Annotated in this window: 14 protein-coding genes; 12 read left to right on the forward strand and 2 right to left on the reverse strand. The window is 62.6% G+C overall.

Annotation, left to right across the window (positions count from 1 at the left end; translation table 11 throughout):
- Both UB48_RS13800 and UB48_RS13805 read left to right on the forward strand, forming a co-directional pair.
- The coding region (locus UB48_RS13800) for an immunoglobulin-like domain-containing protein (protein WP_045197925.1) at positions 1-4,835 on the forward strand (4,835 nt) is incomplete at its 5' end.
- 158 nt (positions 4,836-4,993) lie between these two features.
- The gene (locus UB48_RS13805; protein WP_045197926.1) at positions 4,994-5,338 is read left to right on the forward strand and encodes a hypothetical protein; all 345 of its coding nucleotides are present in this window, start codon (positions 4,994-4,996) and stop codon (positions 5,336-5,338) included.
- A 36-nt stretch (positions 5,339-5,374) separates the two neighbouring features.
- On the opposite strand, the gene lapD is transcribed toward UB48_RS13805, so the two are convergent.
- Together lapD and lapG are read right to left on the reverse strand one after the other, a co-directional pair.
- Entirely contained in the window at positions 5,375-7,321 is a 1,947-nt protein-coding gene (lapD, locus tag UB48_RS13810) for a cyclic di-GMP receptor LapD (RefSeq protein ID WP_045197928.1), read from the reverse strand.
- Positions 7,322-7,331: 10 nt separating this feature from the next.
- A complete protein-coding gene (lapG, locus tag UB48_RS13815; RefSeq protein ID WP_045197930.1) occupies positions 7,332-8,024 on the reverse strand; it encodes a cysteine protease LapG in 693 nt (230 codons plus the stop codon).
- 311 nt (positions 8,025-8,335) lie between these two features.
- On the opposite strand from lapG, the gene UB48_RS13820 reads away from it, so the two are divergent.
- The 10 genes from UB48_RS13820 (at position 8,336) to UB48_RS13865 (ending at position 21,453) form a co-directional block, all read left to right on the forward strand.
- The gene (locus UB48_RS13820) at positions 8,336-9,028 is read left to right on the forward strand and encodes a GntR family transcriptional regulator (RefSeq protein WP_045197932.1); all 693 of its coding nucleotides are present in this window, start codon (positions 8,336-8,338) and stop codon (positions 9,026-9,028) included.
- A gap of 77 nt (positions 9,029-9,105) precedes the next feature.
- A complete protein-coding gene (locus UB48_RS13825) occupies positions 9,106-9,693 on the forward strand; it encodes a thioesterase domain-containing protein (RefSeq protein WP_045197933.1) in 588 nt (195 codons plus the stop codon).
- Positions 9,694-10,320: 627 nt separating this feature from the next.
- Complete coding sequence (locus tag UB48_RS13830) at positions 10,321-11,097, forward strand: DUF3050 domain-containing protein (protein WP_045197935.1); 777 nt, start codon at positions 10,321-10,323, stop codon at positions 11,095-11,097.
- Complete coding sequence (locus UB48_RS13835) at positions 11,094-12,041, forward strand: diiron oxygenase (RefSeq protein ID WP_045197937.1); 948 nt, start codon at positions 11,094-11,096, stop codon at positions 12,039-12,041. Before UB48_RS13830 ends, UB48_RS13835 begins: the two co-directional genes overlap by 4 nt.
- Positions 12,038-15,484: a non-ribosomal peptide synthetase gene (locus UB48_RS13840; protein WP_045197939.1), complete on the forward strand. Its 3,447-nt coding sequence runs from the start codon at positions 12,038-12,040 to the stop codon at positions 15,482-15,484. Before UB48_RS13835 ends, UB48_RS13840 begins: the two co-directional genes overlap by 4 nt.
- A gap of 29 nt (positions 15,485-15,513) precedes the next feature.
- Positions 15,514-15,981, forward strand: a complete 468-nt coding sequence (locus tag UB48_RS13845) for an SRPBCC family protein (RefSeq protein ID WP_045197941.1) — start codon at positions 15,514-15,516, stop codon at positions 15,979-15,981.
- A 126-nt stretch (positions 15,982-16,107) separates the two neighbouring features.
- Positions 16,108-16,611, forward strand: coding sequence for a sigma-70 family RNA polymerase sigma factor (locus UB48_RS13850; RefSeq protein WP_045197944.1), 504 nt, complete (start codon positions 16,108-16,110; stop codon positions 16,609-16,611).
- 6 nt (positions 16,612-16,617) lie between these two features.
- Positions 16,618-17,583 (forward strand): FecR domain-containing protein, encoded by a 966-nt coding sequence (locus UB48_RS13855; protein WP_045197946.1) that lies wholly within the window; start codon positions 16,618-16,620, stop codon positions 17,581-17,583.
- A gap of 89 nt (positions 17,584-17,672) precedes the next feature.
- Positions 17,673-20,189, forward strand: a complete 2,517-nt coding sequence (locus tag UB48_RS13860) for a TonB-dependent siderophore receptor (protein ID WP_045197948.1) — start codon at positions 17,673-17,675, stop codon at positions 20,187-20,189.
- An 85-nt stretch (positions 20,190-20,274) separates the two neighbouring features.
- The gene (locus tag UB48_RS13865) at positions 20,275-21,453 is read left to right on the forward strand and encodes a PepSY domain-containing protein (RefSeq protein ID WP_045197950.1); all 1,179 of its coding nucleotides are present in this window, start codon (positions 20,275-20,277) and stop codon (positions 21,451-21,453) included.
- Positions 21,454-21,587 lie beyond the last annotated feature (134 nt).

Genomic DNA, 21,587 nt, shown 5'->3' on the forward strand with positions numbered 1-21,587 from the left:
CCATCGACACCAGCACCGTGACCCTGACCGCCAGCACCAACAGCGTGGTCGAAGGCGGCGTAGTGACCTACACCGCCAAAGTCAGCGCGCCTGTAACCGGCTCCGACCTGGTCATCAGCCTGGCCAACGGCCAGAAGATCACCATCCCTGTGGGTTCCAGCACCGGCACCGTGGACTACGTTGCGCCAAACAACGTACACACCACCAACCCTGCCCTGACCAACAGCATCACCGGTACCACCGGCGGTAACTACGAGAAGCTCGATAGCGCCGGCAACACCACCGTCACCGTCACCGATGGCCCGGGTACCAAGGACAACACCGGCCTGTCGCTGACGGCTACCGACACCGTGGCTGAAGGCGGCAAGATCACCTACGTGGCCAAGCTGACCAACCCGGCCGGCACCGAAATGAAGGTCACTTTGAGCAACGGTGAAGTCATCACCATCGCCAAGGGCCAGACCGAAGGCAAGATCACCATCGATGCCCCGAGCGACGATGTCTACATCGACGCCGGCAAGCTGAACGTGACCGTCACCAACACCACCGGTGGCGACTTCGAACAGCTGACCGTGAGCAAGGTACCGGCAGTGACCAACGTCACTGACACCATCGACACCAGCACCGTGACCCTGACCGCCAGCACCAACAGCGTGGTCGAAGGCGGCGTAGTGACCTACACCGCCAAAGTCAGCGCGCCTGTAACCGGCTCCGACCTGGTCATCAGCCTGGCCAACGGCCAGAAGATCACCATCCCTGTAGGTTCCAGCACCGGTACCGTGGACTACGTTGCACCGAACAACGTGCACACCACCAATCCGACCCTGACCAACAGCATCACCGGCACCACCGGTGGCAACTACGAGAAACTGGTCAGCACTGGCAACACCAGCACCACCGTCACCGACGGCCCGGGCACCAAGGACTCCACCAGCCTGATCCTGACCGCGACGCCGACCGTGGCTGAAGGTGGCTCGATCACTTACGTGGCCAAGCTGAGCAACCCGGCGGGCACCGAGATGAAAGTGACCCTGAGCAACGGTGAGACCATCACCATTGCCAAGGGCCAGACCGAGGGCAAGGTAACCATCGCCGCCCCTGGCGATGATGTGTACATCGATGCCGGTAGCGTCAGTGCGAAAATCACTGGCAGCACCGGTGGTGACTTCGAAGAACTGAAGATCGACGGCTCGTCCGCCGTGACCAGCGTCACCGACACCATCGACACCACCAACCTGACCCTGAGCGCCACGCCATCGGTTGCCGAAGGTGGCAACATCATCTACACCGCGACCTTGAGCAACAAGGCGCAGACCGCGGTCACCGTGACCCTGAGCAACGGTGCGACGATCACCATCGAGGCCGGCAAGACCACCGGCACTGCCAGCGTGCCTGCGCCAGCGGATGACGTGTACATCGATGCCGGCAGTGTCAACGCGACCATTACCGGCGCCAGCGGTGGCAACTTCGAAGACCTGGCAATCAGCAAGCAGCCAGCTGTCACCCAGGTGACCGATACCATCGACACCACCACCGTCAGCATCACCGGCACCACCTCGGTGGCCGAAGGTGACTCGGCCAACTACACCCTGACCCTGACCAACAAGGCGCAAACCGATGTGGTCATCAAGCTGACCTATACCGGTACCGCCACCAATGGTGCGGACTACACCGGCGTGGCCACCGTGGTGATCAAGGCCGGTAGCAACACCGGTACCTTCAGCGTGCCGATCATCCGTGACGGCATTGCCGAGAGCGCCGAGAACTTCACCGTGAAGATCGACTCGGCCACTGGCGGCAACTTCGAGAACCTGGCGATCAGCGGCAGCGCTGGCAGTGTCACCACCACCATTGTCAGCAACGAGGCACCGGTTGCCGCGGGCGGCGCCGTGACGGGTACCGAAGACACCGACCTGGTGCTGAGCTGGGCCAACTTCGGCATCACCGATGCCGACACCCCGGCAGCCAACCTGGGCCTGACCATCACCAAACTGCCTGCTGACGGCGTGCTGCAGTACAAAGATGGCAACGTCTGGAAAACCCTGACTGAAGCCGACGCTGGCAAGGTCTTCAGCAAGGCTGACATCGACGCTGGCAAGCTGAAGTTCGTGCCCGATCGCAACGAGTCGGGCATCGATGCCAACGGCGGCACCGGCGTCGGCAACAAAGAAGCCGACTACGCACAGATCAAGTACAAGCCAACCGACGGCCAGGGCCTGGGCAACGAAGCCACCATCAAGGTCGATATCACCCCGGTGGCCGACAAGCCTGACCTGAACATCGGCAGCAACAACGTCAACTCGATTGGCCTGGTCAAAGAGACCTGGAACAGCCTCAACGGCCTGGGCACCAACGGCAACGGCATCACCGGCGATGCGCTGAAAACTGTGTTCGACAACTCGGGCAAGGCCAACAGCAGCTCGCAGGTCACCAACGCCCAGTCGGACGCCAGCGTCGTCGGCGGTTCGGGCTCGAAGACCTCCGGCCTGATCTACCTCGAAGCGGGCAAGACCTACAGCTTCAGCGGTGTCGGCGATGACAGCCTGCTGATCACCATCGGCGGCAAGAATGTGGCCCAGGCGACCTGGGGCGCAGGCGGTGCGATCAGTGGTTCGTTCAAGCCGACCATCAGCGGCTACTACACCCTGGACATCTACCACGCCAACCAGAGCGGCCCGGGCAGCTATGACGTCAACCTGTCGGTCAACGGCAGCACCCCGGTCGACCTGAGCAACGCCAACATCCCGATGTACCCGGGCGTGAACGAGCTGACCAACGCCGGGGTTACCGTTGGCGAGCTGCACGGTGCCAACGGCGAGGGTTACTACCAGGGCTACAAGCTCAATGAAGGCGCCGAGAACGGCACCGTCAAGCTGGTCGGTATCGCCACCAACCTCACCGACACCGATGGCTCGGAAACCCTCAACGTCAAGCTCGGCGGTATTCCGGCAGGCTCGGTGCTCAGCGATGGCGCCGGCCACACTGTCACCGTCGGCAAGGGCGAAGTCGATGTCACCGGCTGGAACCTCAACGGCCTGAGCATCAAGCCGCCAGCCTACTACCAGGGCCAGTTCGATGTGACCGTCACTTCGCGGGCAACCGAGAAGGCCAACGGCAGCACCGACTTCACCCAGGGCACCATCAAGGTCACCGTTTACCCGGATACCTACACCACCAGCAACCTGACGGCCGAGAACGACAGCCGCGAGCTTGGCACCGGCAACGACATCGTCGTCGCCGACGTCAACGGCCTGCACGTGGTACCGGGGCAGGACTACAACCTGGCGTTCATCGTCGATACCTCCGGCAGTATGAAAGCCGCCGGTGTCGACGCTGCGCAAAAGTCCCTGCAGTCGGTGTTCGACACCCTGGCCAACAGCGTCAAGGGTGCGCAGTCGGGTACCGTGAACATCCTGCTGGTGGACTTCTCCAGCCAGGTGAACAAGTCAGTCTCGGTCAACCTGTCCGATGCCGGCTCGCTGCAAGCGCTGAAAGATGCGCTCAAGGCCATGTACTCCGACGGCGGCACCAACTATGAGGACGCCTTCAAGACCACGGCCAACTGGTTCCAGACCCTGAAGAATGCCGGCAACACCGGTAGCAACCAGACGTTCTTCATTACCGACGGCCAACCGACCTTCCACCAGGCCAACGAGCAAGGCAACCCGCAGCTGGCCAACTCCGGCTGGACCCTGGACAGCTTCCTCCAGGCGATCAACTACAAGCCAGGGGACACGCTGAACCGCTACCAGCTGGACAGCAACAACCGGGTCAGTATCGACGCCGACGGTAACCTCAATGCCCAGTACAAGTACTACGGCAGCTGGTACACCTCGACCTCGGGCACCATTCGTGCCCAGGGCGACGGCACCTTCGAGCTGTCCAGCCGTTCCGGTTGGGGCAATGGCACCAGCAACGACACCTGGAACAACTCGCTGGACGGCTTCAAGATCCTCAGCGGGCTGTCCAGCGTTGAAGCCATCGGCCTCAACAGTGGCGTCAACGTCAACGACCTCAAGCCGTTCGACAGTGACGGCAAGCCGCAGACCAACATCGACCCGAGCAAGCTGGCCGAGGCGATCCTCGGACACACCGAGGCCACCAAGCCGGGCAACGATACGGTCAGCGGCGGCGACGGCCACGACATCCTGTTCGGCGACCTGGTCAGCTTCGACTCGATCGCCGGCAATGGTGTCGAGGCCATGCAGGCCTACGTGGCCGGCAAGCTGGGCGTAGCCCTGGGTGACGTCGATGGCCGTGTGCTGCACCAGTACATCAGCGAGCACGTCAGCGAGTTCGATGTATCGCGCAGCAACGATGGCGCCGACATCCTCATCGGTGGCGACGGCAACGACATTCTCTTCGGCCAGGGTGGCAACGACTACCTTGATGGCGGCAAGGGCAATGACATCCTGCTCGGCGGTACCGGCAACGACACGCTGCTGGGCGGCGAAGGCAACGACATCCTCATCGGCGGCAAGGGCGATGACATCCTGATCGGTGGCAGTGGTGCCGACACCTTCGTGTGGAAGGCCGGCGACACCGGCAAGGACGTGATCAAGGACTTCAAGGCTGCCGAAGGTGACCGTCTGGACCTGAGCGATCTGCTCCAGGGCGAGAAGGCCAGCACCATCGACAACTACCTGAAGATCACCACGGTCAACGGCGAGTCGACGCTGCAGGTCAGCTCCGAAGGCAAGCTCAACGCCTCCGGCGGCCTGGCCAATGCCGATGTGACGATCAAACTGGAAGGCGTCAACTGGGCCAATACCACGATCAACTCGCTGGTAACCGGTGCCGACCCAACCATCAAGATCGACCACTCCAACAGCTGATCCACGGCCTGCGCCAGCCCTCCCGGGGCTGGCGCGGTGCTGCGGACTTTGCCTGCACCGTATTCACAGCGCATACTCGCTCGCCGGGGCTAGACGCCCGGCCAGCTTGGCCTATGCTGCTGACTGCGGATACGGACTGACATTCAGAGGGATACCCCATGTTCTACGTGCAACGCGATGCACAGGGCCAACTGGTCCGGGTAGAGGCCGCACCCTACGCCGAATACACGGAGATGCTCCCGGCCGACCATGCCGAGGTCCAGGAGTGGTTTGCCGACGACGTGGTCGAGAACAGCCTCAAGCAGCTCAAACAGAGCGACCTGGACATGATCCGGGTGCTTGAGGACTTGATCGAAGTGCTGACCACCAAAGGCGTGATCAGCATCACCGATCTGCCGCCCGGCGCCCAGGCCAAACTGCTCAGCCGCTCCAATGCCCGCCAGGTGCTGGGCGGGCTGACCAACCTGATCGACGACAGTGAAGAAAACGGCGGCCTGATCTGACCGCTGCAGGCCCGTTGCGGGCCTGCACGGCCTGCTTCAACGCCAGGGTGCCGGCTCGCCGACCAGGCGTCCCTGAACCCCCTGAATACCCATCTCGCGCAATACCTTGAGCTCACCTTCAGTCTCGACCCGCTCGGCGATCAGCGGCAAGTCGATGCTGTGCGCTGCGCGCTGGATCGCTTCAATGAACAGGCGCTTGTGCCGTTCGTGGTCGATGGCGCGAATGTAACTGCCATCGATCTTGAGGTAGGCCAGGCCCAGGTGCGCCAGGTTGCCGATCATGCTGAAGCGCCCACCAAAGCGCTGCAGGCTGAGGCTGAAGCCCAGGGCCCGCAGGCGCCGGGTGAGTTGCTCGAGCACGGCCTGTTCCGGCAGTTGCTCTTCGCCGATCTCCAGGGTCAGGCGCGGGCCGAGCACGGCGTTCTGGGCAAGCAGGTCATAGACCCGCTGCAATGCCTTAAGGTCAGCCAGGGTTGCGGCCGACAGGTTCAGCGCCAGGGCTTCCTTGTGGCTGTGCATGTGCTTGAGCACTTGCTCAAGCATCAGCACATCGAGCCGCGCCGACCAGCCAAAACGCTCCAGCCACGGCAGGAAGCGCCCGGCGGCAATGGCCTGGCCCTGGGTATCGAGCACCCGCGAAATGACCTTGTAATGCAACACGCGCTCCGGCGCTTCACAGGCCACTACCGGCTGGAAAAACAACTGGAAACGCCCTTGCTGCAGTGCTTCATCCAGCAAGGAATGCCAGGCGTGGTGGGTATCGGCGGCTTGCGGCGCGGTGCCTTGCTCCAGGCACACCCAGCCCGGCTCCAGCTGGCTCTCGGCGCGGGCCAGGGCCTCGTCGGCGAGCTTGAGCAAGGCCTGCGGATCGTCGCCCGGGCTGTAGGGCGCCATGCCGATGCAGGCAACCGGGGTGACATCGCTGGCGCCGGTGTCGGCCAGGCTCTGCAGGGTCACTTCCAGGGCCTGGGCCAGCTGGATCGCCTCTTCGTGCACCAGCCCCGGCGCCAGCACGGCAAATTCGCCGCCGCGGCTGCGGGTGATCAGGTTGTTGGTTTCCGGATAATTGGCGCAAGTGCGTTGCAGTTGCTGGCCGACCGCCTGTAGCAACTGGTCGGTTCGCTGGCCGCCCAGGCGCTGGTTGAGCCCGGCCAGGTCCTTGACCCGCAGCAACAGCAGGTAGCCCGGGCGCGCCTCTTCGAGGTTGCTGACCAAGGCGTTGAGCTGCATCTCGAAATAGCGGCGGTTGGCAAGGCCGGTGAGGCTGTCCTGATACGACTCGACCCGCAGCTTTTCACTGCGCTCGGCCTGCTCCTGGAACAGCGCCTTGAGCTTTTCGACCATCTGGTTCATGGCCTGCACAACCCGGCGCAGCTCAGGGGTACGCGGCAAATCCGGCAGGCTGAGGAACTCACGCCGGGCAATGGCGTGGGACTGCGCCACCATGTAATCCAGCGGCTTGAGCTGGCGACGCAGCAGCAAGGCGCCAAGCACCGCACTCAGGGCGCCACACAGCAACAGCCAGCCGAGGCTGCCCAACGCGCTCTGCCAGAGCTTGGCCAGGGCGAACATCGGATGGCTGACCACCTCGACCCGCGCCGCCTGCTGCCAGCCGCGGCTGACGATGGCATCGCCACCGGCCGCCTCCAGGCCGATCAGGCGGATGAACCAGGCCGGCACACCGTTGGGGTCGGGTTCGGCGTGGCGCTCGACCAGCAGGGCGTTGGACGCCGTGTCGATGACCTTGATGCTCGAATAGTAACCACTGTCGAAGATCGAGCTGACCATCAGCTCGACCATCGCCGGGTCGTCGATGTTCGGCGTCAGCGACAGCGCCAGCGCCGTGGCGGCGTCCTGGGCATGGGAGCGCAACTGGTTGACGTACTGGCTGCGTGAGCTCTCCAGGCTGACCATGAAGCTGCCGCTGAAGGCGACTACCAGGAACAGGCAGATGGCAAGCAGCAATTGTTTGAACAGTGACATCTGTGCTCCTTCAGTAAGCCGGCTCGGCGGGGAAGCCTTCGGCCTGCATCTTCTTCAATAGATCCTGCCAGCGCGACAAGCGCTTGGTGTCGCCGACCTTCTTGTTACCACCCGCACCGGTCAGCCACAGGCCTTCACCGTTGAAGGAATACACCGGCAGCAGGTCAGGACGCTGGCTGGCGGGCTTGATCGCATCGATCAGGCTGTCGAGTACCAACGGCATGGCCTCCGGGCTTGAATAATAGGTCAGGACCATGTGCGCGCGGTTCTGGCGCAGGGCCTTGACGTAGGTAATGCGCAGTTTTTCTGCCGGAACCCCGAGGCGCCGCAGGCTGAAGTACTTGGCGATAGCATAGTCTTCGCAGTCACCGGCGCCCTTGATCAGTGACTGTACCGGGGTTGCCCAGTAGTCCACTTCGCGCCACAGGTCGATGTCTTCGACATACCGCAGCTGCTGGTTGAAGAACTGGTTGACCACTTTCAGGCGTTCGGCCTCGCTGCCCTGCTTCTGGGTCGCCAGCAGGTTCTGCCAGGCATCAATGCGGCCCTGGCCAGGCCCCAGCGGGCCATACAACGACTGGGCACGGCGGCTGATTTGGGAGAAGTCCCAATCCGCGTGCAGGCCGCCCAGTAACAGGCAGCCGAGCACCACGGCCAGGCCGAGCCGGCGCAGGGTCAATTGAACAGCCCAACGTATCGCCAATGCGAATAATCCGCGCAGACCTGTGGAAAAACGCCGATGGTGCGGCCTCGACCCGGAAAAAACAATGGCACCTTACAATCATTGCGCCAGCAATCCGTTGACCACGGGCAACCCCCTGTCTGGCGAGGGCTGCAACCCGGCTTCCCTTGAACAAAAACTTCCTTCACGATAGCAAGCGCGCGGCCGTTGATTGCTGTTTACTTAATAAATAAGGGTTGGCGAACGCCGCTATTTGACAAGTATCCCTCCCCTAACTAGTGTTGCTGGATATTGGATCCAATTATTTCACTTCGACTTCAGGCAAAAACAGCGTGGCCGGAAAAACCAGACCCCTGAGCGAAATCCTGGGTGGCGAACAAGTGCCGCCACACCTGGCGCGTAGCGTGATTGAAGAGCGGCTGCGCAGTGCCATCCTCGATGGCCGCCTGCCCCCTGGGCTGGCCTTGCGCCAACAGGAGCTGGCAACCTTGTTCGGTGTCAGCCGCATGCCGGTCCGCGAGGCCTTGCGCCAGCTCGAAGCGCAATCGCTGTTGCAGGTGGTGGCGCACAAGGGCGCGGTGGTTGCGCCATTGATCGGCGAAGACGCCGTCGATACCTATGCCTTGCGGGTCATTCTGGAGTCCGAAGCACTACGCCAGTCGATCCCGCTGCTCGATGCCGACGACATTGCCCGGGCGCGCAACTACATCACCCAGCTTGAAACCGAAACCCGGCATGCCGAGATCGGGCGCCTCAACCGCCTGTTCCACATGAGCCTGTACAGCAAGGCACCGAACCAGAAGCTGCTGCGCCTGATTGAAAACGAGCTCAACGAAGAAGAGCGCTTCCTGCGCTTCCACCTGTCATCGATGGGCCTGGGCAAGCTGACCCAGGACGATCACATCGGGCTGGTGGACGCCGCAAACGACAAGTCGGTTGAAGATGCCATCAGGATTCTCGAGCGCCACCTGAACAACGGGGCAAAAGCGATCAAGGCCTACCTGAACAGACCACCGGCAGAGTGAACCCACCGCCATCGCCGGCAATCCCGGCCATTGGCAGCTATTGCGCTCGGGGCACCCCTTGAGCGAAAGGAAAGGCAGTGCACGCTCCTACACTTCAGCGCAGAACCGTATCGGGCTCTGCCCAGCCGCCGCAGATCCGCCTGATCTGCCTTGCCTGCAGCCAGGATCATCTGAGCCAGTACCGTGCCTGGTCGGTGGCGCTCAACGACCATATCGAACTGGTGACCGTCAACGTGCTGGCCTACGGCGACCCGGTCCGTTCACTGCCCTTGCATGGCAACCCCACCCTGATCGACTCGCTGATCGAGCGCTTGCAGGTGTACCTGCGTAAACCCCACGCCTTGTTCGGCCAGGGCGCCGGGGCGCAATTGGCCCTGGCTCTGGCCCGGCACACCGAGCAACTGCACCCGGGGCAAACCCGCCACTTGTTTGTCGCCACCAGCGACAGCCCGCAGGCAGATTCGGCCGAAGCGGCCGCCGGGCTAAGCGTGCCGGTCACTGCGCTGTATCCGTCAGGATCGCTGCCGCGCATGCTCGGCTGGCACGATCACAGCGGCCGGGAGATCGAGCTGATCGAACTGCCCGACGCCGCGGGCGATGCGCCGCAACTCAACCAGCGGCTGATTCAAATCATCAACACCCACCTGGGCCTGCTCAGCCTCTGAGCCCTGCAAACGCAGGGATACCCTGCCCTCCAGGGGCGCACTCGCGCCGCTGATTTGTCTCTTGCTGTTTCAGCCAGCCATGGCGGCTCTTGCATTTTCGGCACACTCTTACCCGCGCAGCGACCGCTGATCGCCCTCAGGCGGGCCAGGTCGTCTGCTTATCGCACACCTGTAGAAGGAGCCGCGCGCCGGGCAAGGACCGATATCGATCAGCTGCCCTCAAGAGTCAACCAGGTCCGACTTTTATTGTTTCAGTGCTCCGAGTGAGGCATTCACTCATGCAGTTTCAATTCTGACACTTGGTTGCCGGAAGGAGCACTTACATGCCAATAAAACTAACTATAAAAGTTTTATTCCGCCCACTTACACTTTAAAAACAATCACTACAAATATAATTAACAAAGTTGTTGCCGATCACTTAAAAGTTGTTCTAACTTTTTAATGGCACGGGCCACCTCCACCGCCAGGCGCCCGTTCACCGAAGAAAACGATGCGAACTGCATCGATACGTCTGCCATTGCGCTGTTATCGAACAATTCAGTCGAGGCCCCTGCTCGGCCGCTGAAAACTTCGCCGCCGCCGATGAAAAGACATTAACCGGATGTTAGCCAGTGACCAGGAAACCCCATGAATACATTGACTTCGCTTCTTATCGCCCGCAAAGCCGAACTTGCCGCACACCCGATCTTTACTGAAATCGATTGTTTGCCGATATTGCAACGGTTCATGGAAACCCATGTCTTCGCCGTCTGGGATTTCATGTCGCTGACCAAGCGCCTGCAGCAGGAGCTGACCTGTATCCAGTTGCCCTGGCTGCCACCGCTTGACCCGCACGCCGCACGCCTGATCAACGAGATCGTTCTTGGCGAGGAGTCCGACGACCGCCCCGGCCAGGGCCACTACAGTCATTTCGAGCTGTACCTGGACGCCATGCGCGAGGTCGGCGCCAGCACAGCGGCGATCGAGCGCTTCGTCAGCCTGCAGCGTGAAGGCGTGGGTTACGCCAGTGCCCTGCAGCGTGCAGGCGCCAGCGAGGCAGCCCGGCAGTTCGTCTGCCACACGCTGGAAACCGCCCTGGGCGCACCGGCCCATGGTGTCGCCGCAGCCTTTCTGCATGGCCGCGAAAGCGTCATCCCGACCATGTTCCAGCGCATCCTCGATGACTGGGGTATCAGCGGCGAACAGGCGCCCACCTTCCGTTACTACCTGCAGCGGCACATCGAGGTCGATTCCGAAGACCACGGCCCGGCCGCCGAGGCCTTGCTGGCAAGGCTGGTCAAAGGCGACCCGGTGCAACAACGCCAGGTGCTCGAAGCCGCCATTGCCGCCGTCGACAGCCGCATTGCCCTGTGGGACCGCTTGCGCCTGTCGATGCGCGAAAACATCGTGGAGACCAGCGCATGAACGCCCTCGACTACACCTCCTGTGCCGAGGCCTGGGAGAGCCGGGCGACCATCCGCACCCGGCCACGACGCCTGGTCGAGGATGATCAGCGCCTGATCTACCCGCTCAGCCGCCAGCCGCTGGTGCTCAGCGAAACCTTTGTCCGCGCGTGCCCGCAGCAGCGCGATTTCGCCCTGGCCCAGAGCCTCTACAAGTTCATCAACGACGTGGTGATTTTCGAGACCGAGATCGTCGACCACACCGCCCGGCGGATCGCCAAGGACCGCTTCGCCATTCGCTTTCCGTTCGCCTGCCGCTATGACGCCATGACCGTGGTGGTCGATGAGGACTACCACGCCTTGGTGGCCATGGACTTCATGCACCAGACCATCGCCCTGACCGGCATCGAGCCGATTGCCCTGCCCCGGGAGATCGAGCTGAGCCGGGCGATACCCGCAGCCCTGGCGCTGGCACCGGAACACCTGCGCGACGCCCTTGAGCTGATTTGCGTGGGTATTGCCGAGAACACCCTGACGGACGACGTCGCCGCCTTTGCCCGCGATGACACGGTCAAGCCCTCGGTCAAGGGGTTGATGGCCGACCACCTGCTCGACGAGGGGCGCCACTCGACCTTCTGGGCGCGGTTGGTACGCATCTACTGGCACAGCGCGCCGGAGGCGGATCGCCGGTGCATTGCCGACATCCTCCCGGTGTTTCTCGCCCAGTACCTGACCAACGACATCCAGAAAACCTTCGATTTCAGCCTGATCGAGCACCTGCCGATCGGCGAGACCGCGCGCCAAGCATTGCGCCAGGAGGTAACGGCGATGGCCTACCCGATCGATCACCGGCATCCGCTGCTGGGCAACATCCTGCGCCTGTTCCGCGCCAGCTCGATGCTCGATTCGCCTTGCGTACAACAGGCCCTGGCGCATTACCTGCCCGAACCAAGGAGAGCGCCATGAGACGCCTGCAAATCTGTCTGATCGGCACAAGCCCGGCATTGGCCCTGCTGCACCAGGAACTGCTCGGCCATGGGCACGCGCTGTACCTGGCCGATAGCACCGCAGCCTTGCAGCATCGCCCGTGGCCCCGGCCACAGCTGCTCATCGATGATGGCAGCCTGGCGCTGAGTGCCAGCGATTGGCACAGGCTTGGCGACTGCGCGTTGTTGAGCCTGCGCCTGGGGCTCAACCTGCACAGCACTGGCGAACTGCCGACACTTGAGCTGTTGTGCTGGACCGGCACAGCCACCGCGCAGCGGTTGATCGAGCGCCAGCCGCTGGCAGCGGAGGTGTCCGGCAATGGCCAGCAACTGCGCCGGAAGACCATCGACAGCCTGCAGCAAACCCTCGCGCTGCACGTCAGCCGTTTCTCGCGAAACCCCGACTGCCTGCAGCAGGCAGCCGCCATCAGCCCCGGGCAGGAGGACCAGCAACAAGGTCTTGGCTGGCTGGAGCAACTGGCCTGGCTGCATCGCTACAACCAGCACGACAGCCTGCCATTGCTGGCAACTGGCGAAGTAGCGCTGATCGAGCGCCTGCAGCAGAGCCTGCAACTTCATGCCGAACGCCCGGCGCTGAACCTCAACGGCCAGCGCATCAGCTATGCCCGACTGCACGCCCAGGCGGTCGCCATCCAGCAATTGATGGCCGGCTTGGCTATTGACGCCGACCCGCCAGTGATTGGCGTTTGCATGGGCAAATCCGCAGCGCTCTACGCCAGCCTGCTCGCGGTATTCGGCTATGGGGCGGTGTACTTGCCGCTGGATCCTGCGCACCCCGCCGAGCGTCTGCGTTACATCCTCAAGAACGCCGGCGCCAGCCTGTTGCTGCATGACGGTCAAGTCCCAGTGGATGACTTGGCTGTGAAAAGCCTTGACCTGCGCCAGTTGCCCGCAGCGTTGGCGCAGCCGTTGCCGTCATTACTGCGCCAGCGACCGGCGCCAGACGCCCCGGGCGTGGCGATCTACACCTCGGGCACCACCGGCCAGCCCAAGGGCGTGCTGCTCAGCCAGCGTAACCTCAGCCACTTCCAGGCCTGGTACAGCGCCCACGTGCAACTCGATGAGCACAGCCGGGCATTGCAGTTTTCGACCATCGGCTTCGATGCCTCGCTGCTGGACATCCTGCCCACCTGGGTCGCCGGCGGCGAACTGGTGGTGCCCACGCAAGACCAGCGCCGCGACCCGGCTCAATTGCTGGCGCTGATGCGCGAACAGCACGTCACCCACGCCTTCCTGCCGCCGGCACTGCTGAGCATCCTGCCGCGCGATCAAACCCTGGAGTTGAAGCACCTGGTCACCGGTGGCGACGTCTGTGAACCGGAGGTGATTGCACGCCTGGCCGGGCAGTGCCAACTGCACAACATCTATGGCCCGACCGAGACCACGGTACTGGCCACCACCCGGGTGTTCAACACTGGCGACAACAACCGCAACCTGGGTTGCCCGATCGCCAACACGCGGGTGCTGATCCTCGACGAAAACCTGCAACCGGTGATCGAAAACTGCCCCGGTGAGTTGTATATCGCAGGGCCGGGCGTGGGCTTGGGCTATCTGAACAATCCTGCCCTGAGCAACGAGCGCTTCCTCAACCTCAGCCCAGGCGACAGCAGCCTGTTGCGCGTGTATCGCACCGGCGATATCGGCAAATGGACGGCCGAGGGTATCGAGCTTTGTGGCCGGCGCGACAACCAGGTGAAGATTCGCGGCTTTCGCGTCGAGCCCGAAGAGATCGAGCACTGCCTGCGCAGCAGCGGCCTGTTCCGCCAGGTGGCGGTGATCATCGATGCCCAGCGGCGGATCCTGGCGTTCTGCGCGCAAGCCACCGGTGATGACAGCGAAGCGGCCCTGCGCCAGCACGCCGAGCAAAGGCTGCCCGACTACATGCGCCCGGGTTTCTATCAGCAACTGGCGCAGATGCCCTACACCGCCAACGGCAAAGTTGACCGCCAGGCGCTGGCGGCACTGCCTCTGGGGTTGGCGCCGAGCAACCATCACTTCGGTCCGCTAACCCCGGTCGAAGCGCAACTGGTTGGCCTGTGGAGCACGCTGCTGGAACTGCCCGAGCATGACATTTCCACCGACGCCAGCTTCTTCAGCCTTGGTGGCCATTCGATCCTGCTGTCGCGCCTGTTGCTGGCCATTCGCGAACAGTTCGGCCGCGGCATTGCGATCAACCGCTTTATCGAGATGCCGACAGTGCAACGCCTGGCCACCCTGGTCAGCGGTGAGCAGGCACAGCTGCCTGGCCTTGACCCGCAAGCTGAACGCGACGCCTGCCGCGAACTGGGCTTGCAGGTGCTGCCAGTGGCGCAACTGGGCGATGTGCACAAGGTGATCGTCACCGGCGCCAACAGCTTTCTTGGCGTGCACCTGGTCGAAGCGCTGCTGCAGTGGGGCGCCAGCGAGGTGGCCTGCCTGGTGCGCGCCAACGCCAGTCAGTCAGCCGAGCAACGCTTTAGCGCGGCGCTGGTAGAGAACGGCTTGCATGAGCTGGACATGAGCCGGGTAAAAGTTTTCGCCGCCGACCTGCGCCAGCCTCACCTGGGCCTGGCCGAAGCCGACTACAACTACCTCGACAGCGAGTACGGCGCGCTGTTGCACAACGCCGCGCAGGTCAACCATGTACTGGATTACCAGAGCCTCGCCGCCGACAACGTCGAACCGCTGTTCGAGTGCCTGCGCCTGTGCGAAGGCCGGCGCAAGAAGGTCTTCAATTTCATCTCGACCCTGTCGGCGTGCAGCGCCATCGACGCCGACGGCCAGGTGCTCGAACAAGACCCGGCCACCACCCCGCCGATCTATATCCGCAACGGCTACAACCTGAGCAAATGGGTGGGCGAGCGCATTCTTCAGCGCGCCCGCGCCCAGGGCGTGTGGGTCAACCTGTACCGCCCCGGCAACATCACCTTCGACAGCCGCAATGGCATCTGCCAGCCCCAGCGCAACCGGTTGATGCTGATGCTCAAAGGCTCGCTGCAACTCGGCCAGGTGCCGGCGCTGGAGCTCAACTTCGACCTGATGCCGGTGGACTTTCTGGCCCGCTTCATCGCCTTCCACAGCAGCCGCTACCAGCCCGAACGGGCGGTGTTCAACCTGCACAACCCCGAGCCTTTGAGCTGGCGCGATTACGTCTCGGTGTTCCGCGACAGCGGCAGGCCATTCGAGCTGGTCAGCGTTGAGCAGTGGCAGCGGCAGTTGCAGCGGGTCGACCGCGACAACGCCCTGTTCGATGTGCTGGGTTTCTACCTGGACGGCTTTGAGGAAGACATCGGCGACATCTCGCGAATCCAGCACGACAACGCCCGCGCCGGCGTCCAGCGCATGGGCGCCCGTTACCCGCGCAAAACCCCGCAGTTGCTGCAACGCGGCTGCCAGTACCTGCACGACATCGCCTTCATCTGAGCAGCTTCAACCCAACCAGGAGAGACACCATGCAAGCACTCCAACCCGACACACTTATCCACAACCCCGAAGGCTGCCACGTAGTGGCCAGCGTCGAGATCGCCAACGATGCCGCCAGCGTCTGGAACATCGTCGGCAACTTTGCCGGCTTCCCGGTGTTCATCCCGGCCCTGGCGTACATCGAGATGACCGGTAGCGGCGTGCGTTCGGTGCGCAAGAAGCTGTTCAAGGACGGCAACGTGGTCATTGAGCAGCTCAACAGCCGCGACGACCAGACCATGTGCATGACCTGGAGCCTGATCTACACCAGCCTGAACATCGGCAATCTGTGGGCGGCGATGCAGGTCGAGGCACTGGACGAGCGCCGTGCCCGGGCGACCTGGACCATTCAGGCCGAGCCATGGCAAGGCGGCAGCGAAGCGCTGCCAGGGTTTCAGGCGTTTTTGCAGGGGTTTGCCGATGAGGCGATGAACAATGTGAAGAATTTGCTGAGTTAAACCCGATCGCGGGGCAAGCCCGCTCCTGCAAGAGCGAGCTTGCCCTGATCAACAGTTGCAAAATATTCCAAGGATGCCAACAATGAGACTAATTATCATTTATGACCCCTTCAGCAGCGCACCTTCATGCCCTCTCGAGAGTCTGTGCACACGCTTTACAGCCATCACCACGGCTGGCTGAACACCTGGCTGCGCAGCAAGCTGGGCAATGCCGCCGATGCCGCGGACCTGGCCCAGGACACTTTCGTGCGCCTGTTGCAGCGGCGTGAACTGTTGGAGCTGAACGCCCCCCGGGCATTCCTGCGCACCATCGCTCGCGGCCTGGTGATCGACCACTGGCGCCGTGAGGAGCTGCAGCGCGCCTACCTTGAAGCCCTGGCGCATCTGCCAGAGGCCGAAGTGCCTTCGCTTGAAACCCGTGAATTGCTGTTGGAGCTGCTAGAGCGCATCGCGCAGATGCTCGATGGCCTCAAGCCGAAAGTGCGTCGCGCGTTTCTTCTGGCCCAGTGCGAAGGCCTGAGCCACAAGGACATTGCCAAACAGATGGGCGTGTCGTTGCGTTCGGTCGAGCGTTACGTGGCCGATGCGCTCTATCATTGCTACCTGCTGCGCTACGAGTCAGAGGCGTAAGCCGTCATGACCACCCTCAACCCCGGCCCGCGCGTGGTCAAGCAAGCCATTCACTGGATGCTCAAGCTGCGCGAAAGCGGCCACAACGCGCGGCTGCAGCAGCAATGCGAACAGTGGCGTGCAACCCATCAGGAGCACGAGCTGGCCTGGCAACGAGTGCAGTCGCTGCAGCAGGAACTCAACCTGCGCGCCGTGCCAGGGGCCAGTGTGGCCTTGCAGACCCTGGAGAACAGCAGCCAGCGCCTGCAACGACGCCAGGCCCTGAAGCTGCTCAGCGGCGTGCTGGTGCTCGGTTCGGCGACCTGGCTGGGCAAGGACCTGCAACTTATCAGCCCCTGGACTGCGGATTTCGCCAGCGCCACCGGCCAGCGTCGCAGCGTGCGCCTACCCGATGGCTCGTTGCTGCAACTGAACACCAACAGCGCCGCAGACCTTGCCTTTGAGGCCGATCAGCGCCTGATTCGTCTCAAGCACGGCGAGTTGATGCTGACCTGCGCCAAAGACACAAGCACGCCGGCTCGACCGTTGCTGGTCAGCACCCGCGAAGCCTTGCTGCAAGGCTTCGAGGGCCGCTTCGTGGTGCGCCAGGACGACGACTGCACCCGCGTCAGCGTCAGCCAGGGCAGCGTCGCCATCCACTCGCCAGGCCCGATGCAATGGATTCACGCCGGCCAGAGCTATCGCCTCGATGCCCGGGGCGCGACCCTGCTGCACAATCAGGACATGGATGCCGGCGCCTGGGCCGAAGGGCTGATCGTCACCCGCGACATGCGCCTGGGTGATTTTCTCGCTGAAGTCGGGCGCTATCGCCATGGCTATGTCAGTTGCGCCGACGACATTGCCGACTTGCGCCTGTCAGGTGTGTTCCGCCTTGCAGACACCGACAAGCTGTTGCAACTGTTGCCGCAGACACTGCCGGTCAAGGTCAGCTATCGCACCCGCTGGTGGGTGCGCCTGGAACGGCTGGCGTGAAGTGATTTTTTTTGGCGGGTTTTACCCACGAGTCCGGCTAGGACAGTAAGCGACTCTTTCTGCCCTTACCGACTCTACGGATGCTCTCCATGCGTAATGCTTCGCCCCTGTTGCGGCTCAACAAGAAGAATGATTTTCAACCTTCCTTAGATTCTGCCTGTTCCAGTTCCCTCGGCAAGGCCATCCGCGCCGCGCTGCTCGGCACTGCCCTGGGCATCACTGCGGTGCCGGCAATGACACTTGCATCACCAGCAGGCAGTGTCAGCCAGCAGTACAACATCCCTGCCGGCTCTCTGGATGAGGTGCTCAACCAGTTCGCCCGCCAGGCTCAGATCACCCTGTCGAGCACCCCGCAAATGACCCAGGGCCTGCAGTCGCCGGGACTGCAAGGCAGCTACGCCACCGACCAGGCGCTGCGCCAGTTGCTCAACGGTTCGGGCCTGGAGGCCGTCAGCCAGGATGGCGGCAGCTATGTGCTGCGGGCTCAGGCACAGGACGCAGCGCTGTCGTTGCCTAGCACCGAAGTGCGTGAGTTCGCCCTGGGTAACGCCCTGGGCAGCATGGAAGGCTACAACGCCACTCACAGCCAGGTTGCGACCAAGACCAGTGCGCCGATCCTGGAAACCTCGCAGTCTGTATCGGTGGTGACCCGTCAGCAAATGGACGACCAGGGCTCGCAGACCGTGGCCCAGGCCATGCGCTACACCCCGGGCGTGCTGACCAACCCTTATGGTGCGACACACCGCTACGACTACGTAGCCATGCGCGGCTTCAACGACGGCTCTGTGGATAACATCTACCTGGACGGCCTCAAGTCCATGGGTGACAGCGGCACCTACAGCACCATGCAGGTCGATCCGTACTTTCTTGAGCGCGTGGATATCCTCAAGGGGCCATCTTCGGTGCTCTATGGCCGCAGCTCACCCGGCGGCCTGGTCGCCCTGACCAGCAAAAAGCCACTGTACGAGGCCTACCATCAGGTACAGGCCACTGTTGGCACCCAGGGCCAGCGTGGTGTCGGTTTCGACTTCAGCGGCCCGCTGGATGACGACAAGCGCATCGCCTACCGTCTGGTGGGCCTGGCCGATCAGTCCGACACCCAGTTCGACCACAACGAGGAAAAACGCTTCGCCCTGGCCCCGACTGTCAGCATCAACTTCAGCGAAGACACCTCGCTGACCCTGCAGGCCTACCTGCAGCACGACCCCGACGGCGGCTATCACGGCGGCGTGCCGGCCGATGGCGCGCTGCACCAGCGCAACGGCCAGCGCATCTCCGATCACTTCTTCGAAGGCGAGCCGGGTGTCGACCGCTACGAGCGCGACCAGCAGTCGTTCGGCTATCAGTTCGAGCATCGCTTCAACGACGTTTTCACCGCGCGGCAGAACTTCCGCTACCTGGACTCGACGGTGAAAATGGACCAGGTGTATGCCTGGGGCTGGACCACGCCGACCAGCAACGAGCTGAACCGCTACTACACCGGCGGCGATGAAAAACTGCACGCGTACATCATCGACAACATGCTCCAGGCCGAATACTTCACCGGCAGTGCCAAGCACACCACCCTGCTGGGCCTGGACTATCAGCGGCGCAAAACCGTGGTCGACTGGCGCAGTGGCTCGCTGGCGCCGATCAATGCCTTCGACCCGCAATACGGCAACTCGCAAATCACCTACTACAACCCCACCAGCTACCTGCGTCGGCTGCAGCAGACCGGCGTGTACCTGCAGGACCTGATCGAGCTCGACCAGTGGCGCTTCTCCCTGGGCCTGCGTCAGGACTGGGTGAAGACCTCGGACGAGAACCGTATCGCCGAAGCCAGCCGCCCGCTGGGCACCAGGATCAGCGACCAGCGCACCAAACTGACCGGCCGCGCCGGCGTGCTGTACCTGTTCGAAAACGGCATTGCGCCGTACATCAGCTATTCCGAGTCGTTCAACCCCAACTCCTACGCCGACCAGGCCGGCAATCCGCTGGCGCCGACCGAGGGCACCCAGTGGGAAGCCGGCATCAAGTACCAGCCACCGGGCACTGACAACCTGTTCACCGCTTCGGTGTTCCGCATCGAGCAGGAGAACCTGGCCTCTAAGCTGCCGCAGGAAGAGTTCTATCGTCCTGTAGGCCAGGTCCGTTCCCAGGGCCTGGAGCTGGAAGCCCACATGCAGGTCACCGACAACCTGAAAGTGCTCGGCAGCTACACCTTCACCGACATCGAGTACGCCAAGTCGATGCCAAGCACGCTGTTCGGCAGCGACCTCGACAACAAGGGCAACTCGCCAACCCAGGCACCGCGACACATGGCCTCGCTGTGGGCTGACTACAACTTCCGCCAGGGCGCCCTCGACGGCCTGCGCCTGGGCGGCGGTGTGCGTTATGTCGGCTACAGCTGGGTGGATGCCGAGAACACCATGAAGGTGCCCTCCTACACCCTGTTCGACGCGTCGGTTGGCTATGACCTGGGCAAGGTCGGGCTCAAGGGCGTGGATGTGCGGCTCAATGCCAACAACCTCACCAATGAGAGCTACATCGCCTCCTGTGCCAGCCTGAGTTACTGCTACATGGGCGAAGAGCGCAATGTCAGCGCCACGGTCAGCTACCAGTTCTGACCTCACCTGTATGAACGCCAAAGCCAGCACCTGATTCCGGGGGCTGGCTTTGTTGTATCTGGCGACTTATTCCGGACCTTTACCCATGCGTCAGCTTTACGTACTGCTTCACCGCTACCTTGGCCTGATCACTGCGCTGTTTTTGGCCATGGCGGGCCTAACCGGCAGCGTCCTGGCCTTTCATCACGAACTGGATGAATGGCTCAACCCGTCCTTCTATGAAGCGCCCACCGTGGGTGAACGCCGGCAACCCGGGGTGCTTGTGGATAAGTTGCAGGCCGAGCATCCGCGCCTGCAAGTCTGGTACATGGAATACCCGAACGAGCCCGGGCATGCGGCGCTGCTGGCCATGGTGCCGCGCAATGACCCAGCCAGCGGCGAGCCCTATGCCGAGAAGAACACGGTGTTCTATCTCGACCCCGTCAGTGGGTTGACCCTGGGCCAGCGCTACTGGGGTGAATGCTGTTTCTCCCGCGAGAACTTCATGCCGTTCATGCTCGAGCTGCATTACAGCCTGACCCTGCCCGGCAACTGGGGGATTCTGCTGATGGGTGTTGTGGCGATCATGTGGGTAATCGACTGCTTTATCGCCGTGCTGCTGACCTTGCCGCGTGGGCGGCCGTTCTGGGGCAAGTGGGCGAAAGCCTGGAAGATCAAGGGTGGCCATGCCTATCGGCTGAACATGGATATCCACAGGGCGGGCGGTTTGTGGTTGTGGCTGTTGCTGCTGCCGATTGCGATCAGCAGCGTGGCGATGAACCTGCCGGCCCAGGTGTTCAAACCGGCGGTGTCACTGTTTTCACCGATTGAGCCAAGCGTCTATGAAGCCCGTGGCGGGTTACCCAAGGAACAACTGGGGGTGACCCAGCTGAACTATCAACAGGCCTACCAGCTGGCGCAGCAGGAAGGTCAGCGGCTGGGGCTAACGGCACCGATCGGTGAGCTGTACTACAGCTTCGAGTACAACTTCTATGGTGCGGGGTTTGGCCAGCACGATACCGATGCCCAGGGTAAGTCCTGGTTGTTCTTCCACGGCACTGACGGGCATTTGCTGGGCAAGGAGATTGCCGGGCAAGGCACCTTGGGGGAACGCTTTTACCGCTTGCAGTTACCCATACATGGCGGGCGCATCATCGGCATGACCGGCCAGGTGTTGATTGCAATGTTGGGAGTGATGATTGCGGTGCTGTCGCTGACCGGGGTGTATATCTGGTGGCGCAAGTTGCAGGCGCGGCGCAGTGGCAAGGTGCGAAGAGCTGGGTAAGTCAGCGGCTGTTCTGGGGCTGCTATGCAGCCCATCGCTGGCAAGGCCAGCTCCCGACAGGTCCCTGAAAGACAAAACCCCTGTCTGCAGGGCAGACAGGGGTTTCGGAATGAATCTTGACGATGACCTACTCT

Origin of the sequence: Pseudomonas sp. 2(2015) (assembly GCF_000955865.1) — a bacterium.
In the GTDB taxonomy this organism is placed as follows: Bacteria; Pseudomonadota; Gammaproteobacteria; order Pseudomonadales; family Pseudomonadaceae; genus Aquipseudomonas.

Excerpts from the sequence above, each read along its gene's own strand:
- UB48_RS13805 (WP_045197926.1), top strand. The coding sequence starts at position 4,994 with ATGTTCTACGTGCAACGCGATGCACAGGGCCAACTGGTCCGGGTAGAG.
- lapD (WP_045197928.1), bottom strand. The coding sequence starts at position 7,321 with ATGTCACTGTTCAAACAATTGCTGCTTGCCATCTGCCTGTTCCTGGTA.
- UB48_RS13830 (WP_045197935.1), top strand. The coding sequence starts at position 10,321 with ATGAATACATTGACTTCGCTTCTTATCGCCCGCAAAGCCGAACTTGCC.
- UB48_RS13835 (WP_045197937.1), top strand. The coding sequence starts at position 11,094 with ATGAACGCCCTCGACTACACCTCCTGTGCCGAGGCCTGGGAGAGCCGG.
- UB48_RS13840 (WP_045197939.1), top strand. The coding sequence starts at position 12,038 with ATGAGACGCCTGCAAATCTGTCTGATCGGCACAAGCCCGGCATTGGCC.
- UB48_RS13845 (WP_045197941.1), top strand. The coding sequence starts at position 15,514 with ATGCAAGCACTCCAACCCGACACACTTATCCACAACCCCGAAGGCTGC.
- UB48_RS13850 (WP_045197944.1), top strand. The coding sequence starts at position 16,108 with ATGCCCTCTCGAGAGTCTGTGCACACGCTTTACAGCCATCACCACGGC.
- UB48_RS13855 (WP_045197946.1), top strand. The coding sequence starts at position 16,618 with ATGACCACCCTCAACCCCGGCCCGCGCGTGGTCAAGCAAGCCATTCAC.
- UB48_RS13860 (WP_045197948.1), top strand. The coding sequence starts at position 17,673 with ATGCGTAATGCTTCGCCCCTGTTGCGGCTCAACAAGAAGAATGATTTT.
- UB48_RS13865 (WP_045197950.1), top strand. The coding sequence starts at position 20,275 with ATGCGTCAGCTTTACGTACTGCTTCACCGCTACCTTGGCCTGATCACT.